Annotated in this window: 13 protein-coding genes; 8 read left to right on the top strand and 5 right to left on the bottom strand. The window is 38.1% G+C overall.

Going from position 1 to position 18,802, the window contains the following annotated elements:
• From GX311_04035 to GX311_04055, 5 genes are all read left to right on the top strand, one after another.
• Nucleotides 1-3,036: hypothetical protein (locus tag GX311_04035; protein ID NLK15549.1), on the top strand; the 3,036-nt coding region annotated here is incomplete at its 5' end.
• A gap of 272 nt (nt 3,037-3,308) precedes the next feature.
• Nucleotides 3,309-4,238, top strand: coding sequence for an ATP-binding cassette domain-containing protein (locus tag GX311_04040; GenBank protein ID NLK15550.1), 930 nt, complete (start codon nt 3,309-3,311; stop codon nt 4,236-4,238).
• Between the two features lie 30 nt (nt 4,239-4,268).
• Nucleotides 4,269-4,991, top strand: coding sequence for an ABC transporter permease subunit (locus tag GX311_04045; GenBank protein NLK15551.1), 723 nt, complete (start codon nt 4,269-4,271; stop codon nt 4,989-4,991).
• A gap of 53 nt (nt 4,992-5,044) precedes the next feature.
• Nucleotides 5,045-6,562, top strand: coding sequence for a hypothetical protein (locus tag GX311_04050; protein NLK15552.1), 1,518 nt, complete (start codon nt 5,045-5,047; stop codon nt 6,560-6,562).
• Between the two features lie 18 nt (nt 6,563-6,580).
• On the top strand, nt 6,581-7,501 hold the full coding sequence (locus GX311_04055; GenBank protein ID NLK15553.1) for a DUF4340 domain-containing protein: 921 nt from the start codon (nt 6,581-6,583) through the stop codon (nt 7,499-7,501).
• 208 nt (nt 7,502-7,709) lie between these two features.
• Here the strand turns inward: GX311_04055 and GX311_04060 are convergent, their stop codons facing one another.
• Entirely contained in the window at nt 7,710-8,588 is an 879-nt protein-coding gene (locus GX311_04060; GenBank protein ID NLK15554.1) for a hypothetical protein, read from the bottom strand.
• Between the two features lie 623 nt (nt 8,589-9,211).
• Between GX311_04060 and priA the strand changes: the two genes are divergently transcribed.
• A complete protein-coding gene (priA, locus tag GX311_04065; protein NLK15555.1) occupies nt 9,212-11,620 on the top strand; it encodes a primosomal protein N' in 2,409 nt (802 codons plus the stop codon).
• Between the two features lie 161 nt (nt 11,621-11,781).
• Here the strand turns inward: priA and GX311_04070 are convergent, their stop codons facing one another.
• The 3 genes from GX311_04070 to pheS form a co-directional block, all read right to left on the bottom strand.
• The gene (locus GX311_04070; protein ID NLK15556.1) at nt 11,782-12,453 is read right to left on the bottom strand and encodes a PorT family protein; all 672 of its coding nucleotides are present in this window, start codon (nt 12,451-12,453) and stop codon (nt 11,782-11,784) included.
• A 298-nt stretch (nt 12,454-12,751) separates the two neighbouring features.
• Nucleotides 12,752-13,378, bottom strand: coding sequence for a PorT family protein (locus tag GX311_04075; GenBank protein ID NLK15557.1), 627 nt, complete (start codon nt 13,376-13,378; stop codon nt 12,752-12,754).
• A gap of 38 nt (nt 13,379-13,416) precedes the next feature.
• On the bottom strand, nt 13,417-14,436 hold the full coding sequence (gene pheS, locus GX311_04080) for a phenylalanine--tRNA ligase subunit alpha (GenBank protein ID NLK15558.1): 1,020 nt from the start codon (nt 14,434-14,436) through the stop codon (nt 13,417-13,419).
• A gap of 140 nt (nt 14,437-14,576) precedes the next feature.
• On the opposite strand from pheS, the gene GX311_04085 reads away from it, so the two are divergent.
• Nucleotides 14,577-15,317 (top strand): ABC transporter permease, encoded by a 741-nt coding sequence (locus GX311_04085; GenBank protein NLK15559.1) that lies wholly within the window; start codon nt 14,577-14,579, stop codon nt 15,315-15,317.
• The gene (locus GX311_04090) at nt 15,314-16,063 is read left to right on the top strand and encodes an ATP-binding cassette domain-containing protein (protein ID NLK15560.1); all 750 of its coding nucleotides are present in this window, start codon (nt 15,314-15,316) and stop codon (nt 16,061-16,063) included. Before GX311_04085 ends, GX311_04090 begins: the two co-directional genes overlap by 4 nt.
• Before the next feature lie 111 nt (nt 16,064-16,174).
• Here the strand turns inward: GX311_04090 and GX311_04095 are convergent.
• A partial coding sequence (locus tag GX311_04095) for a hypothetical protein (GenBank protein NLK15561.1) occupies nt 16,175-18,802 on the bottom strand: 2,628 nt, incomplete at its 5' end.

The following is an 18,802-nucleotide window of genomic DNA, read 5'->3' on the forward strand; positions in this document are numbered from 1 at the left end:
ACACTTCAAAATCAAGAGGTTAATTTACGGATTAGTTTGATTGACCAAAGCGGCAATACCGTATATTACTCTGAAACACAAAACAGTACTACCAACAATCTTGGTATAGTTAACTTAATAGTAGGGCAAGGCACTACACTGTCCGGCGATTTCTCTACTATACCCTGGAACAATGCAACAGTTCTGATAAAGATTGAACTAAAAGTAGGTAGTAGCTATGTTACTATGGGAACATCTCCCATTATGTCTGTTCCGTATGCAATGTATGCAGTAACGGGCAACCAAGGACCTGAAGGACCTGCCGGACCAACTGGACCGCAAGGACCTGCCGGACCACAAGGCAATACCGGACCTACAGGACCACAAGGAAATCCAGGACCTACGGGACCTACAGGACCTGCTGGACCACAAGGTGTGTCTATACAGTGGTTAGGCTCATTTGCCTCTCATCCTTCAAACCCTACATTAAACCAAGCTTACTATAATACAACACAAAAGAAATCGTTTGTTTACAATGGTACGTCATGGCAAATGATTACTCAAGATGGACAAGACGCGATTAACGCTGTTACAGGAACAGGAACTGCAGGAAAAATAGCCGTTTGGTCCGGTCAAACAGAGCTTACAAACTTAGAATCATTTAACTTCAACAATAATGTAGAGGTAAATAGTGACCCTAACGCTGCCGATGATGCACCAATATTTGAAGTAAAAAATAAATTGGGACAAGTGGTATTCGGTGTATATCAATCAGGTGTACGAGTAAATGTTGACGATACCAACAATGCTATGGCTGGGAAAGGCGGATTTGCAATTGGTGGACTCTCATCATACAAAAACAATGACAATAAGTTCTTTAGAGTTACACCCGACAGCGTAAGAGTGCTATTGCGTGAAAACCAAGGTAAAGCAGCAAAAGGAGGGTTTGCTATTGGTGGACTCTCTTCAGGTAAAGCAGCACCACAAGACCTGTCTTTCATAGACCGTGATAGCGCACGTATTTATATAAATACTGATTCAACCAAAGCAGCTAAAGGCGGATTTGCAATCGGTGGACTCTCTTCAGGTAAAGGGCTTCCAGTAAAAAACATCTTTGTTGCAACAGCTGATAGCACACGTGTTTACGTAAATGCCGATAATAGCAAGGCTGGCAAAGGCGGGTTCGCCATAGGTGGAGTTTCAGCATGGAAAGGCGGAGAAATAAAAGATATATTTCATGCCACAGTTGACAGCACAAAAATTTACGTTAGTGAAGAGACAGGAGGCACAGGCAAAGGACGCTTTTCAGTTGGCGGACGCTCTACTACAAAAGGCAATGGAAAAAACTTTTTTGATGTAAACACAGCCACAACAGCCGAAACCATAACCAACCAAAACCGAATATTGTGGTACCCACAAAAAAACGCCTTTATGACAGGACGCCTTAACGTTGCAAGTGCCGACCAAGTTGGCGAGAACTCATTCGCAAGTGGCTACGAAAGTAAGGCAAAGGGTAACTACTCACAAGCAATGGGCTATAAAGCACAATCATTAGGCTTAAACTCTACCGCTATTGGCAACGAAGCTAAGGCAACTAACACAAACTCATTTGCTCTTGGAGAAAAAGCAATTGCTCAAGGAGTAGAAAGCTATGCCTTTGGGCGTGAAGCTTATGCCTCCGGAGATAAAGGCTTTGCTTTTGGAAGTGGGTCTAAAGCCGCGGGCATCAATAGCTTTGCCTTTGGAAGCGCAGCACCAGCAGGCAGTGGCGGGGGTTATAGTTGGGATGAAGCAGGTGCGCCAGAAGCAACAGGATTCTATTCATTTGCCTTCGGTAACGGAACCAAAGCTCAAGGCAAAAGCAGCACATCAATCGGATTTAAAAGTGTAGCATCTAGTGATTTTGCGTTAGCAATGGGCTTTGAAGACACAGCAGGTGGACAATGGAGCACTGCTATTGGTTTTAGAGCCACCACCAACGGATATTGGAGTACAGCAATGGGTTCTTTTGTCAATGCCAACTCTTTTGGAAGCACCGCAATAGGTCATCAGGTCACAGCTAGCGGATATACAAGCACCGCTATAGGAACACTTTCCAAAGCAAGCGGAACTTATAGTACTGCGATAGGTGTATCAGCTACAGCAAGCGGACCTCTTAGTACAGCAATGGGTAGTTCAACCACAGCAAGTGGATATCTTAGCACCGCGATTGGACATGAAACCACCGCAAGCGGAGTCTATAGCACTACAATGGGATATAAAACCACAGCAAGTGATTCTTCAAGCACTGCAATGGGACATCAAACTGCAGCAATAGGACGGTATAGCACAGCAATGGGATATAAAAGCACAGCAAGCGGAACTTATAGCACTGCAATGAATTACCAAACCACAGCAAGCGGAAATTATAGTAGCACTGCAATGGGTTACCAAACCACAGCAAGCGGAAATTATGGCAGCACTGCAATGGGCAATAATACTAAGGCAAGCGGAACAGCCAGCACTGCAATGGGTCGTTCTATTGAAGCACAAGGAATCTACTCCTTTGGTATAGGATTAAATTATAGCTCAACGCCTCCTGTAATTACTGACCACTACACCATGGCAATAATGAGTGGCTATGTGGGTATTAACACGGTAACCCCAAGTCCTTGGAGACTTAGAGTAAATGGTACAGCAGGAGGAACACAAGCATGGCAAACCTACAGCGACAAACGCCTAAAAACCAATATTAAACCCCTAAAGGGAGCACTGCAAAGCGTGCTTAATTTGCAAGGTGTAACTTTTAACTGGAAAGATGAAACCGACCACCGCCCTGGACAAAACATTGGCTTTATAGCACAAGATGTGCTTGAGATTTTACCACAGGTAGTGAGTGGTGGAGGAAAAGATGAACACGGCAAAGAAATTTACTATAGCATTGAGTACGCTACACTAACCCCAGTGCTAGTGGAAGCAATAAAAGAGCTAAATGCCGTAAACAAAGAGCAACAAGAACTAATAAACAAACTTATTGAAGAGCTAAAGTCTGTCAAAGAACAGATAAAAACTAAATAACTATTTTCACTTTTTCTATATAAGTTGGAAACGCTTTTCGGGATGAATATCCTTGAAAAGCGTTTTTTCATTGGTCTCTGAGCTTCTCAAAGTGGACTTCTAGGATACTTAATAAACTTTTAACTCAAAATCTGTGTGCTCCGTGTTCCAAATACTTTCAACTTTTCTCTTGTGCCTTGCTCCCTTTACCAAATATGTTAAAGTTCTCTTAAAAAGTTCCAATTCTAAGCTTTACCTATTATTTTTGTCTTTTCAAACAATTTAATAGTGTTATGGACATAATCGTTAAAAACTTAACAAAGACTTATGGGCCACAAAAAGCAGTTGACAATATTTCGTTCCATTTGAAGCAGGGCGAGATATTAGGTTTTCTTGGACCCAACGGCGCAGGAAAAACAACTACCATGAAAGCCATAAGTTGTTTTATTGCACCCACGGCAGGAGAAATCACAGTGGGCGGATACTCCGTAAGAGAGAATCCCGACAAAGTAAAATCGATGCTTGGATATTTGCCCGAAAGCAACCCTTTATACACAGATATGTGTGTAATTGACTACCTGAAATATGTTGCTAACATGCAAAATGTTCCTAAAGAGAAGATACGCCAACGAATAGCAGAGATGATTAACGTTTGCGGACTCGAAACCGAAAAGCATAAGGTAATTAACGAACTTTCAAAAGGATTTCGTCAGCGCGTTGGCTTGGCACAAGCACTAATTCATGACCCGGAAGTGTTGATTTTAGATGAACCCACATCCGGACTTGACCCAAACCAAATCATCGAGATACGCGAGTTGATTAAACGTATCGGGCGTGAAAAGACAGTTATTCTAAGCTCACATATTTTAGCCGAAGTAGAAGCCACCTGTGACCGTATCTTGATTATCAACAAAGGAGTTATAGTTGCAGATGGAACATACGACGAGCTTAGCAAACAAGCCACCAGCAACGAAATACTTGTTGTCGGCATTGGCGGATGCAATTTCGACGACGCTTACCAAGAGCTTAAATCGTTAGAAACTGTTGAGTCTGTTGATGTTAAATCGGCTACCGATTTTATTTTCGAGATTCAGTCAAAGGCCGATGAATCCTCAATTAAACCAATTTTCGATGTTTGTGTTAAGAACAGTTGGTACATAACCCGTTTAACTCCACTTGAAACCAAGCTCGAAGATATATTCCGCGATTTAACCGCTAATTAATAATATCAATCATAACCTAAAACGATAGATATGAGACAAATATGGACAATTACAAAGCGCGAACTCAAATCATTCTTTGATTCACTTATAGCTTACATTATGATGGTCGCATTTCTCGGCTTCAGTGGATTTTTCACTTGGCTATACGGTGGCGATATCTTTTTTGTAGGACAAGCAAGTTTACAAACATTCTTTCAAATAGCATTTTGGACACTCTTTTTCTTTATCCCTGCGCTGACAATGCGACTCTTTGCCGAGGAAAACAGGTCGGGTACAATCGAATTACTTTTAACTCGCCCGGTAACCAATTGGCAAGTGGTATTTGGGAAATTTCTCTCGACACTGATTCTTATTGGAATTGCGTTAGCGTTAACCCTACCTTACTACATAACCGTAGCAACCCTTGGTAATATCGACCACGGAGCCGTAATTTCGGGATATATAGGTCTTCTGCTTATGAGTGCAGCATATATCAGTATCGGGATATTTGCCAGCTCAATAGCTAATAATCAAATTGTTGCATTTCTTATAGCACTATTTATTGGGATATTTTTTCATTTGATATGCACAGTTTTGGCAGGTAGTACAGGTGGTGCTCTTAGTCGTTTTTTCAACTTCCTAAGCATGCCAAACCACTTTAACAGCATTGCACGAGGAGTTATCGACTCACGCGACCTAATTTACTTTCTGTCAATAATTTTCGTTGGACTTGTATCAACCGAAGCTGTTTTGGCAAAACGTAATGTTTCTTAATAACAATGTTATTTATAAGATATTAACAGAATAAACTTAATATATTACCTCAAATGAAGACACAAAATAAATTAATATACAGTCTGTTTCTAATATTTATAATTGTAATAATTGTAAACCTATTATCAAACGGACTCTTCTTTCGCCTTGACTTTACCGAAGATAACCGCTATACTTTAAGTAAAGCTACAAAAGACATATTGCATAACATTGAAGATCCGGTTACTATCACAGCTTACTTCTCAAAAGACCTCCCTCCTAACGTAGCAAAAAACCGACAAGATTTTAAAGAGATGTTGGAAGAGTACGCTGCAATATCGCACGGAAATGTTGTTTACGAGTTTGTCAATCCCGCTGAAGATGAGGAAACTGAGCGATCGGTATTACAAAAAGGTATTCAGCCGTTTTTGATTAATGTTCGAGAAAAGGATCAGGTAAAACAGCAAAAAGCTTATATGGGGGCTGTAATACAACACGGAGACAGAGAAGAGGTGTTGCCGTTTATTCCTCTGGAAAGTGCCATGGAGTATGCACTTTCGAGCTCAATAAAAAAGGTGACACTACACGAACGTAAAAGAGTTGCATTTTTGCAAGGTCACGGCGAGCCGAGAATTAATGCCTATCATCAAGCTATGCAGGAGCTACGTATTCTGTATGATGTCGAACCTGTTAGCTTAAACGACACCGCAAACTCACTGTTAGAATATAAAACAGTAGTTGTTGTTGCTCCAACTGACAGTTTTCCAAGCCATCACTTAGATTACTTAAACCAATACTTAAACCAAGGTGGAAACTTACTACTCGCTGTTAACCGCGTTGATGGCGATTTGCAACAAGCACGTGGATTTGAAGTCACCACTGGACTAGAGGGTTGGTTAGAGCAACACGGTATTCAATTGGAGAACAACTTTATAATAGACGCATCTTGTGCAAACGTAATGGTACAGCAAAACACAGGATTTTTCACAATGCAGTCTCAAGTTATGTTTCCATATCTCCCGATAATAACGAAGTTTGCCGACCATGCCATTACAACAGGTCTTGAATCTGTTCTTTTGCAGTTTGCAAGTCCCATGAACTATTTTGGAGATACAACTGTAGCCTTTACACCACTGCTATTTTCGTCCGACAACTCAAACACTCAGCCATCATCAATATATTTTGATATCCAAAAACAGTGGACAAAGCGCGATTTTACAAAACAGGCAATCGTGGCTGGTGGACTATTTGAGTCAAAAATAGCAACCAAACCCTATAAAATGATTGTTTTCGGAGACGGAAACTTCCCGGTAAATGGAGAAGGTCAAGAGGCTCAACAACAACAGCCCGATAATATCAATCTTTTCGTTAACTCAATCGACTTCCTTTCGGATGATACAGGTTTGATAAAGCTTAGAACAAAGGGAGTGACATCGCGTCCAATAGACCAAATAGAAGATGGTAAAAAAGCATTCCTGAAATATTTAAACTTCCTGTTACCGATAGTTTTAGTTATTGGATACGGAATTTTCAGAGCGCAAAGACGTAAAATCAAGCGAATCAAACGTATGCAAAAGGGATATATTGACTAATTTTTAAAATCAAGCAGCATGTTAAAAATCAAAAACAGAACACTATACATAATAATTGCAATCTTATTGGTTGGACTAATTATAAAGGTTGTAAGCTCAAATATTAAGGGCGAACGCACATTTCGTAAATCCTTGTGTGAGTTTAATCCTGAAGATATTGACAAAATTGAGATAGTTGACAATAATTCTCTCATTAAGTTTACAAAAGACGGCACTATTTGGAGAGTTGCTAAAGATGCAGAGTCATACAAAGCCGACATTCAGACAGTTGAAAGCATTTTAAAAGATCTCTCAACAATGAATATTCAGCGTGTAGTCTCTCGCGACAAATCGAAGCTACTAGAGAACGAAATAGACGACTCTCTCGGAACAAGGATAAAGATTTTCTCTAAAAACAAGCAACTTGCTGACCTAGTTGTTGGACGATTTAGCTACCGACAAACCGGACAAGGTAGCATTCAGTTATCAACCATGGTGCGCTTAGCAAACGAATACAATGTCTATTCAGTCGAAGGCGCACTAAGTATGTCGGTAAGACGTGATTTCGACGGCTTTAGAGATAAAACCATAGCAAAGTTTGAACCCGAAAAAGTACAAAGCATTGAGTTTAGCTATCCAGCCGATAGTTCGTTTACTTTAACGCAAAACGGCGATATATGGCTTATTAATCAAGATACTGTTGAGATAGGGAAAGTTGTTAACTACCTTAATGATATCAAAGATACCAGAGCAAATGCTTTTGCAACCTATTTTAATCCCGAAAATGCTGAAGTATTTGAACTAAAAGCCACTTTCAACGACGAGCAGCCATTAACAATAAAAGCTTTCAAACAAGGCGAAAAATATCTCTTTTTAAGCTCTCAAAACGAAAGCACACTTTCTGATTCGGAACATATTTTCAAACGCCTCTTTATATCAAAAAAGAAGTTTTCTAAATAATCTTATGCTTATTTATTGTAACAGCCATCAACATATAGATTTTGTTGGTGGCTGTTTTATTTTATTCGATTATCGTACCGTTTGAACACAGATTTAACAGAGAATCACAACTAATATTAATTTCGACTACGCTCAAAGAACAGCGTCTAAAGAATTCTTTTTCATTGTCATAATATTAGGTTAACTGTATAATCTCACAAACAGACTTTTATTTACGGTCTCTTACACACCTAAGATTAGCTACACGATAACCATTTATTATTTTCTCTTTTCCAGAATCAAAATCAATACCTACACCCAATACACCTAAACCTATTGTTTTCAATTTACTACTATAGTAATTTCCCCCATTTCCAAAGCCACCAATAGTATTTTTATTACTATAAATGCAATTAAGTTCTTCAAAAGTAGGCGAACGCCATCCATTTGGACAGAAACTATCTAAAGCTTCAGTAGTATAGCCTTTAAAAAGACCAGCTTTTAAAATTACTATTTGTGGGGATAAGCCTTTTTCTGCATCGTTTTTCATCACATCGCAACCACAATCAGTTTGTACAAAAGCGACATCTTCTTCTGCACTGACAGATTGAACTCTTTTCCTTGTAATTATAGTGTTTTGGCCACTCTCTCTTTGTTTGCCAAACATAGACCCCATAATGTTTGACACAACATCTATCAAATCATTTGCACCTTGTGTAGTACGTGCTGTTTTTTGTTTGTCAATACGCGCAGTAAGCACCTCTATCATTTTACATGAAATATAGTAGTTACTACCAAGTGACGTAATGTTTGTAACAAAAACGTAGTTTGCCCCCATACGCATACCCATCTCACTAATTTGAGAATCGTCCACTAACCCGCTGGCTTGAAACTTGTTTTCCTCCAAAACTTTGTCTATCTGCGAACGTTCCAAAACGGTGTAGTCAGTCATATTGACTATGGAAGCACTTATCTCCTCTCGAACAATCTCCTTTATAGAGCTTGTTACATCGCCAGCGGGATCAAAAACAGCTACTTTATTATCCTGTGCTTTTACGACAAAACCGCCTATTATAAAAACGGCAGTAAAAATAATTCGTCTTGACATATTCTTTTTTGTTTATATTCGTTTTTGAGCATAAAAAAACGCAAACTGTAACTTGATACTAGCACAAATAATAATCAAAACAAGCAAAACTCACACCGCTTGTGTAAGCTTTTAACTTGCTGTTCTATAACCATTTGAAAACCATCTGTTTTCTGACAGGTAGAATAAATACTAACGCTTTTCAATATGTCATGCCTATAATTAACCAATGTGCTATTATTATATCATAGACAAAAAATTGCTTTGTTTAATAGGTGTAAAAATAGTAATAATTACTTGAGAATTTAATAAAAGTTTTGAAATAATTATTGAGTTAAAAGTAAGGGTGGTGAGTGTTGATAATGCTTATTTTGACAATGTTCACTTCGACCCCTTTCATTGAACGGGGACTCTGTCTGTTCAGTCATTGAACTAAAATGAAACGCCAATTGCAAACCAATTGCTCGGACCTTAAAAGACAAATATTGACGTTTTGCTTTATATAAACTTGCAATCACTTTCTACTTTATAAACTTTTACTCAATTGTTAATTGATATCTGTTAATTGTTGAACGCTTTGCGGTGTCGGAAAAAAACATTAAAATTGTCATACCAAACTTCCTTGCAATAATACCAAGCAAACTATGAACAACCCCAAGTATATAGATGTAATATTACCCATAAAACATGGCATCTTTACATATGACTATCCAGCTGGTTGTGATAAATTAGAGGTTGGCTACACGATAATTGTTCCGCTTGGCAAAAATTTATATAGCGGTATTGTAGTTGCAATGCACTCCAAAAAGCCCAAATTTAAAACTCGCTCGGTGGCATTTATTCCAAAAAGAAACCCAACAATATCGCAAGAACAATTAAAGTTTTGGAACTGGATTGCTGCATACTACTTTTGCTCAATCGGTGAAGTTTCGGATGCTGCGCTGCCGTCAATCTTAAAGCTGAAAAGCGAGGCTCAAATATCCCTTTCAGAAAACTACGAAGCACTTGCAACTGATGACTATCATAACATTACTGTCGAGTTTTTAAAAGATAACGGCACAGCTACCATAAACCAACTACTGCCACTTTTAGGCGATAATGCCTTAAACAAAGTTAACCAAATGTTAGACAGTGGTTTTATTGAATTTAAAACAGAAGAGGAGAAATATAAACCTTTAATTGAAAAACGTTATTCTATTAATATTGAACTAATTGAAATTGCTCAAAGCAGTTTAAAACGTTCGCCAAAACAGAGGCTTGTTTTAGACTTTTTAACCGCCCATAGTGACAAAAACTTTACTACAAGCGAAATTATTGAAAATATCGGTGTCTCACAATCCGTGGTTAGATCGTTTATCTCCCAACCATTCGTTATTGAAACGGTAAAAGAGCTGTCCAGATTTGACGAATTATATGGCTTTACAGCCCACAATATTACTCTGTCTGACAAACAATTAACCGCATACAGCTCAATTAAAAGTTCATTTAAAGAAAACAAACCTGTTTTATTACACGGAGTTACCGGAAGCGGAAAGACTGAAATATATATTAAGCTAATTGAAGAGACCATTGCACAAAATAAGCAAGTACTATATTTATTGCCAGAGATTGTTATTTCATCGCAAATTATCAAAAGGTTACAACGCTATTTTGGCAACAAAGTTTGTATATATCACTCACGTGTCAACCAATCAGTAAGAGCGGAAATATGGTACGATATTTTAAATAACAACAACTTTAATATTATTGTAGGACCGCGCTCGGCTCTCTTTTTACCATTCAGCAATCTTGGGCTTGTAATTGTTGACGAAGAACACGACACAGGATACAAACAGCAAGACCCTGCCCCACGCTATAATGCGCGCGATGCGGCTGTCGTTTTGGCTCAAATGTCAAAGTCGGCACTTTTGTTAGGCTCTGCAACACCCTCGTTGGAAAGTATCCATAATGTGAACAGTAACAAATATATAATTGTCGAACTATTAGAACGTTATGGCAACACTCCTCTACCAAAAGTTGAACTTGTTGATTATCGAAAATGGTACAGACGACACGAGGTTAAAGGTCATTTAACCCCCTTACTGAAAGGGGCTATGGATGAGGCTTTTGAAAAGGGCGAACAAGTAATTTTGTTGCAAAACAGACGTGGCTTCGCTCCGTTTGTACAGTGTCCATCGTGCGGACATATACCTCAATGCAAAAACTGTGACATAAGTCTAACAGCTCATAAATATCAAAACAGATTAGTATGCCACTACTGCGGATACTCTATTAAAACTCCAGACAAATGCCCAGAATGCAACAATACAGAGTTTAAATTTCAGGGATTTGGCACTGAAAAAATTGAAATAGAGCTAAAAAAACTGTTCCCCGATAAAACAGTAGCCCGTTTAGATTCCGACACATCGAGCTCTAAAAAGAGCTTAGAGGAGATAATGACCAATTTTGCAGAAAGAAAAACCGACATTCTAATTGGTACACAGATGGTCAGTAAGGGGTTAGATTTTGGCGGTGTTAATTTGGTTGGTGTACTAAATGCTGACAATATGCTCTCATTTCCTGACTTCCGCTCTTATGAACGAGGATTACAAACACTATTGCAATTTGCCGGAAGAGCAGGAAGACGAGGAGAACAAGGGCGTGTAATAATACAATCATCACAATTAGAACACCCTGTAATAGCTGCAATTTCAAGTAACAACTACTCAGATTTTACACAACTTCTTTTAAAAGAGCGTCAACTATTTAATTATCCGCCTTTTTCACGCATAATAATGTTAACTATCAGACACTCTAATCGCAATAAAACCGACAAAGCTGCGAACTTACTTATGCAATTGCTACAAAGGGCTGGCGTTACAAATATACTTGGACCATACGTCCCTCCTATCCCAAAAATAAAGCGACAGCATTATTCCAATATAATGATAAAACTCAACAAAAACGACAAACTAATGAGTTACAGAAACAAAGTCCTTTCGAGCATCGACACCGTTATAAACACAGAGGGCTATAAAAGTGTAAATATTATTGCTGACGTTGACCCATATTAAATTTCACTTCAAATGTATTCCCTAACTCACATTCTTTTGCAAAGCATGAGTAAATATATTCATACATAAAAAAGCCAACTGATCTATTATAAAACCAGTTGGCTTTTTATATGAGTTCCTTAATGTCACCATTTAAGCATAGTGAAAGGGCTTTTTAATCATTAGAACATATATCCTACAGAGAAAATAAACTGATTTGCTCTTTTGCTGAAATCATATTTTGTGTCGCCAATTTTTATTCCGTCCCCTATTTTGCTTAATCCAAACTCATATTTAACGTCTAAAGCTATTTTCCCAAGAATGTTAACACCTGCGTCTAACTGTAAACCCCAAACAGCTTTTCTGAAAACGGTTTTTGCTTTTTCGCTCGCACTGACCTCTTCAGTAATGAACTTTGCAACATCATCTCTATTAAAAAGATTGAATGTGGCTACAGGTCCTAGACCAAGACGAGCTGGTCCCAATTTCATACCGACAACTACAGGAATATCTATTCTTAGATCCCGTTGTTTGACAGCTTTACTTACGGCTTCTCCTGCTTTTTTTATTTCAACTTCGCCTCCTGTTGTTGCAAACAAAAATTCAGGTTGGATATAAACTCCAGCCACAGAAATTTGAGAAAAAAATCCTCCGTGGAATCCCAAAGGAGTGTTCGATACAAGGTTTACAAGATATGTTGTGTCATGTCCGTTTACAGATTGTTTTATTTTCACAAAATCGGACATTTTCACTTGTGATGCGCTTGCTCCTACCCTAATACCATATTTAAAAAATTGAGCATTTGCGATAGAGAAAGCTCCTGCTAAAACGATTAATAACGTTAGTTTTTTCATATTTTTATAATTTTATAGGTTTACAATCAAATATTTAATATGTAAAATTAAAACTATCATACCATATTAAATCATATAATTTTAACTACGAACTACAAAGTTCGATAAAATATTTCTACAAATCAATAGATAATTTATGCAAAACATTTGTTATGACACGCAGCATGTTAAATATCAGCCACTTGTGTCTGAAATAAAAATTGTTAACGTTTTGCTAAAAAATTAAAAAACAGAAAATTGAGAGTTGTTAACAAATTCTTTTGTCTTTCAATTGTATTCTAAGGGTTCTCAAAAACTATCAATTTCCGATTGTTCTGTACAATGAAATTGATAAATCATTGTTATATTGCCCATTATGTACAACTGGTTTAGGAGGAATATATTTTTTTGCAGCATCGAAAGCCGAATATGTAAAACGTGCTTTTACACTCCAATATTCATTAAATTTAATTCCAATACCTGCTGCTACTACAAAATCAAAATCATTAAATCCCGTAATATCAGATGATTGTACAAAACCACTGATATACCCCTCTTCTCTCTCCTTAGCCAAATAAGCAATGCCTGCACTGATGTCAAAAACATATCTGTCGTAATAGTATCGTAAAGTCACAGGGACCTCAACATAATGAAGTTTAAGTTTATAATAATCTGGCTCTTCGTCAGTTGCATTAAAAGAACTTTTACTCCCCTTCGGACGATAAGCAATTTCAAGCATATAAGCAAAGTTGTCGGCAAAACTACGACTTACCCATGCCCCTCCCTGTAATCCGGATTTATTGTATCCTCCGTAACCATCACCATCAAGCTGAGAAGTAATTACACCAAAAGAAAACCCAAATCTAAATGGATGTTGCGCTTTCAATTTATTGTTAAAACATAAAACTAATGAAAAAAATATAGCTATGGTTACCAAATTCCTCATAAATTAGATTGGTTTTTTCTTTCAATTTATAACTCGTTTTATAACTGGGCTTTAAATTGCTCTAAAAACCTCAGATCATTTTCAAAATAAAGACGGAGATCTTTAATTTGATATTTTAGCATTGCTATTCGCTCTATTCCCATACCAAAAGCAAAGCCACTGTATACCTCAGGATCAATATTTAAGCATTCCAACACGTTGGGATCAACCATCCCACAACCCATAATTTCTAACCATCCAGAGTGTTTACAAACATTACAACCTGCTCCTCCACAAATTGTACAACTAACATCCATCTCTGCCGATGGTTCTGTAAATGGAAAGTAAGATGGTCTAAAACGTATTTGCGTCTTCTCCCCAAACATTTCTCGTGCAAAAAACAGAAGTGTTTGTTTCATATCCGCAAACGAAACGTTTGTATCAATGTACAACCCCTCTATTTGATGAAAAATACAGTGTGCTCGCGCTGATATTGCTTCATTACGGAAAACTCTGCCCGGACAAATCACTTTTATTGGCGGGCGTTGACTCTCCATCGTCCTTACCTGAACTGAACTTGTGTGCGTTCTGAGCAAAATATCGGGACGGCGCTGAATAAAAAATGTATCTTGCATATCACGAGCCGGATGCTCTTCGGGAAAATTCAATGCAGAAAACACATGCCAATCATCTTCCATCTCAGGCCCATCAGCAATTACGTAACCTAATCGGGCAAATATATCGTTTATCTCTTTTCTAACAATACTAATAGGATGTCGCGAACCCCAGTTGATAGGTGTAGCAGTACGTGTTAGATCTAATTTAGTTTCCGATTCGCTTGACTGTTCTAGCAATATTTTTGCTTCGTCATACCTTTGTTGTAAAAACTCTTTTAACTGATTGATATTCTGTCCTATTGACCTTTTGGTTTCAGGTGCTACAGTTTTAAAATCTTCAAACAATTGACTTAATAAACCTTTTTTACTTAAAAACTGAAGCCTAAACTGTTCTAACTCTGTAAGATTGGTTATTTGAAACCCTTCGGCTTGATGTTTGATATTATTGATTTTTCCTAACATATAGTTTAAATTTTCGAGCCACTAAAATAATTGATTTTTCGTTTATTGGCAAAACAATACTTTTCAAGTTAGCTGTGAGAATTATATTTTCTATAATGATAACAAGTTCAAAAATCATATCTTTGTAAAAAGTTTTCAACATGCAATTGTTTTTTAACATAGGACGATATTTTGTTTTTGTTAAACGCGTGTTTACTAAACCTGAAAAACCTAAGCTCTATTTATTTAGTATCATTAGAGAAGTTTGGAGTTTAGGCGTTGGTTCTTTGGGTATTGTTGCAACAATCTCTGTCTTTATTGGTGCTGTAATAGCCTTACAATCAGCCTATAATGTAACCAATCCGTTGTTTCCCCTATATTATATAGGACTTGGGGTTCGAGATAGTATGATGTTAGAGTTCAGTTCTACTATCGTTGGGTTAATTTTAGCAGGAAAGGTGGGTTCGAGCATTGCAAGCGAAATTGGTACTATGCGAGTTACCGAACAAATTGATGCTTTGGAAATTATGGGGATTAACCCTGCATCATTCTTAATAATGCCAAAAACTATTGGCATGTTGATTTTCAGCCCTATACTTACAATTCTAAGCATTACTATTGGTATTTTGGGCGGATATTTGGCTGTTCTTGTAACATCTGTTATACCATTACAAGATTATCTGTTTGGATTAACATTAGATTTTGTCCCTTACTATTTAAGCTACTCAATTATCAAAAGCCTAGTATTTGCATTTATAATTACCACTGTTTCTGGCTATCAGGGTTATTATGTTTCCGGCGGATCTTTAGAAGTTGGTAGGGCAAGTACTCAGGGGGTTGTCTATTCAAGTATCTTAATATTAATTTTTAACCTTATTTTAACTCAACTTTTGTTAGCATGATAGAAGTTTGCTCGGTAAGTAAAGCATTCAACAATGTAACTGTTTTGGACGATATCAGTGCCACCTTTGATAAAGGTAAAGTTAACCTTATTATTGGACAAAGTGGCTCGGGAAAAACCGTATTGTTAAAAACTCTTGTTGGATTACATGAACCCGATGCTGGACACGTTTTGTATGACAATCGTAACTTTACTGAAATGAACGTCAATCAAAAGCGTACTATTCGCAAAGAGATTGGTATGCTCTTCCAAGGGAATGCACTATTCGACTGGGCAACTGTTGAACAAAACGTTAGATTTCCACTCGATTTTTTTACTAACAAGCCTATGAAAGAGAAGCAAAAGCATGTTAGTTTCTGCCTTGATCGTGTACAATTAAGTCATGCTACAAAACTAATGCCCAGCGAGTTAAGTGGCGGAATGAAAAAACGCGTAGCTATTGCACGTGCTATTGCATTAAATCCAAAATATCTATTCTGTGACGAGCCAAACTCCGGCCTCGATCCACAAACTTCGACTGTTATTGACAATCTTATTTTAGAGATAACCAAAGAATTTGGAATGACAACGATAGTTAATACTCATGATTTAAACTCTGTATTATCAATAGGAGAAACAATAATTTTTATAAAATCCGGTAAAAAATGGTGGGAAGGCTCACGCGATAATATTTTAGAAACAGATAATAAGGAGCTTCGTGAATTTTTGTTTGCTTCAGAAATTTTTAGGAAGACCTTGATTAGTTAAAGAAGTTAAAATTTAAATTCTCTAGCACTTTGCACAAAACGAAACATCAAAAACAAAATAGGCGGTTTAAGACCGCCTATTTTTACGTAATTATAATGATAAGATTTAGAACTAATTATTAATATTCAACGCCTCTTGCACAATCCTTTCAAGTACCTCTATTTTTGCTTCAAGTCTTTTTATAGTCTCATTTTGCGCTTTATTAGCCTCATTTAGAGATTTATTTTTCTCATTTAACTCTTTTATAGCTTCGACTAACACTGGGGTTAGTGTAGCATACTCAATGCTATAGTAAATTTCGTTACCTTGCTCGTCTTTTCCGCCGCCGCTTACTATTTCGGGTAGTATTTCTTTTACCTCTTGTGCTATAAAACCAATGTTTTGTCCCGGGCGGTGGTTGGTTTCATCTTCCCAATTAAAGCTTACGCCTTGTAGCTTAAGCACGCTTTGCAGTGCTCCTTCCAAGGGTTTAATATTGGTTTTTAGGCGTTTATCGCTTGGGGAAGTCCATCCTCCAGAAGCATATGCTTCTCCATTCACATGAAGTCTATAGCTAGGGCTTACTGTGCCGATACCCACATTCCCTCCCATAATTGCCATGGTGTTGGGGGCAGTGATACTATCATTGATATCATTCAACCCAATACCGAATGATTTTTCCCCATTTACTTTAATAGAACAACCCATCGCTGTGCTAAATTGTCCGTTTGCTGTAGTATAACTACCCATTGCAGTGCTACTGCTTCCACTTGCTGTGGAATTATTTCCAATTGCTGTACTACTACTTCCGCTTGCTTTTGTTCCACTACCCATTGCAGTGCTAGTATTTCCGCTTGCTATGGTATAAACACCCATTGCAACGCTTGACCATCCACTTGCTTCGGTTCCAAAACCCATTGCGGTGCTTTTTTCTCCACTTGCTGTAGTTCCAAGACCCATTGCAGTGCTATGATCTTTACTTGCTATAGTTCCTTCGCCCATTGAAATGCTAGACCGTCCACTCGCTTTGGTATTATAACCCATTGCGGTGCTATAATAATTACTTGCTGTAGTTTGAGTACCCATTGCGGTGCTATTATATCCACTTGCGGTGTTAGTACTACCTATTGCTGTGCTAATATATCCGCTGGCGGTGTCATTAAAACCAATAGCTACTGAAAAATGACCAGATGCAATACTTCGATAACCTATTGCTACACTACCAATATTCTGAGCTAATGCTCCATTACCAAATGCAAAAGAGTAGTCGCCTGTTGCTTCTGGTGCATCTACCGGACCCCAATCAATACCTCCGGGTGCAGCACTACCAAAAGCAAAACTTCTTGTTCCCGTGGCTTTGGCTTCGCGTCCAAAAGCGTAACTCTCTAGCCCTTGTGCCATTGCCATTTCTCCAAGTGCAAATGAGTTTATTGCGGTTGCTTGAGCTTGGTTACCAATTGCAGTTGAGTATATACCTCTCGCAATAGCTTTGTAGCCCAATGCTTGTGAGTAGTCTCCAACTGCCTTGCTCTCAAAACCACTTGCAAATGAGTTTTCTCCAACTGAATCGGCACCTTCAACAAATAAACGTCCTGTCATAAAGGCGTTTTTTTGCGGGTACCACAGTATGCGGTTTTGGTTGGTTATGGTATCCGGTACAGTAGATGTATTTATATCAAAATAGTTTTTGCCCTCGCCACCTTTTGCAGTTGAACGTCCGCCAACTGAAAAGCGTCCTTTGCCTGTGCCTCCTGTCTCTTCACTAACGTAAATTTTTGTACTGTCAACTGTAGCATGAAATATATCTTTTATTTCTCCGCCTTTCCATGCTGAAACTCCACCTATGGCGAACCCGCCTTTACCAGCCTTGCTATTATCGGCATTTACGTAAACACGTGTGCTATCAGCTGTTGCAACAAAGATGTTTTTTACTGGAAGCCCTTTACCTGAAGAGAGTCCACCAATTGCAAATCCGCCTTTAGCTGCTTTGGTTGAATCAGTATTTATATAAATACGTGCGCTATCACGGTCTATGAAAAACAGATCTTGTGGTGCTGCTTTACCTGAAGAGAGTCCACCAATTGCAAATCCACCTTTAGCTGCTTTGCCTTGGTTTTCACGCAATAGAACTCTTACGCTATCGGGTGTAACTCTAAAATATGCTTTATCTGTGTTTTTCCCTGATGAGAGTCCTCCTATAGCAAACCCACCTTTACCAGCTTTGTTGCTACTATCGTCAACATAAACTCTAACACCTTTTTGATATACACCAAAAACTACTTTTCCCTCTTTATTTTTTACTTCAAATATTGGATCGTCATCACCAGCTGTAGTATCACTAATTATTTCTACGTTGGGGTTTACATTAAAAGACTCTAAATTAGTTAATTGTGTTTCGCCAGACCAAACTGCTATTTTCCCTGCAGTTCCTGTTCCTGTAACAGCATTAATTGCGTCTTGTCCATCTTGTGAAATCATTTGCCATGACGAACCATTGTAAACAAATGATTTTTTTTGTATTGTGTTATAATATGCTTGGTTTAAAGATGGATTTGCTGGTTGAATAGCAAAAGAACCTAACCATTGTATAGATACTCCTTGTGGTCCAGCAGGTCCGGTTGGTCCGGGGTCTCCTTGTTGCCCAGCAGGTCCAGTAGGTCCCTGAGGTCCTTGTTCGCCTTGTGGTCCAGTTGGTCCAATAGGTCCTTCTGGTCCTTGATTACCTGTTGCTGCGTACATGGCGTATGGTACAGACATAAC

The organism is Bacteroidales bacterium (assembly GCA_012519055.1).
GTDB lineage: Bacteria > Bacteroidota > Bacteroidia > Bacteroidales > Salinivirgaceae > JAAYQU01.

Bases quoted from the DNA above. Each gene is read 5' to 3' on its own strand.
- GX311_04090 (NLK15560.1), top strand. From the start codon at position 15,314: ATGATAGAAGTTTGCTCGGTAAGTAAAGCATTCAACAATGTAACTGTT.
- GX311_04085 (NLK15559.1), top strand. From the start codon at position 14,577: ATGCAATTGTTTTTTAACATAGGACGATATTTTGTTTTTGTTAAACGC.
- pheS (NLK15558.1), bottom strand. From the start codon at position 14,436: ATGTTAGGAAAAATCAATAATATCAAACATCAAGCCGAAGGGTTTCAA.
- GX311_04050 (NLK15552.1), top strand. From the start codon at position 5,045: ATGAAGACACAAAATAAATTAATATACAGTCTGTTTCTAATATTTATA.
- GX311_04040 (NLK15550.1), top strand. From the start codon at position 3,309: ATGGACATAATCGTTAAAAACTTAACAAAGACTTATGGGCCACAAAAA.
- GX311_04045 (NLK15551.1), top strand. From the start codon at position 4,269: ATGAGACAAATATGGACAATTACAAAGCGCGAACTCAAATCATTCTTT.
- GX311_04075 (NLK15557.1), bottom strand. From the start codon at position 13,378: ATGAGGAATTTGGTAACCATAGCTATATTTTTTTCATTAGTTTTATGT.
- priA (NLK15555.1), top strand. From the start codon at position 9,212: ATGAACAACCCCAAGTATATAGATGTAATATTACCCATAAAACATGGC.
- GX311_04055 (NLK15553.1), top strand. From the start codon at position 6,581: ATGTTAAAAATCAAAAACAGAACACTATACATAATAATTGCAATCTTA.
- GX311_04070 (NLK15556.1), bottom strand. From the start codon at position 12,453: ATGAAAAAACTAACGTTATTAATCGTTTTAGCAGGAGCTTTCTCTATC.
- GX311_04060 (NLK15554.1), bottom strand. From the start codon at position 8,588: ATGTCAAGACGAATTATTTTTACTGCCGTTTTTATAATAGGCGGTTTT.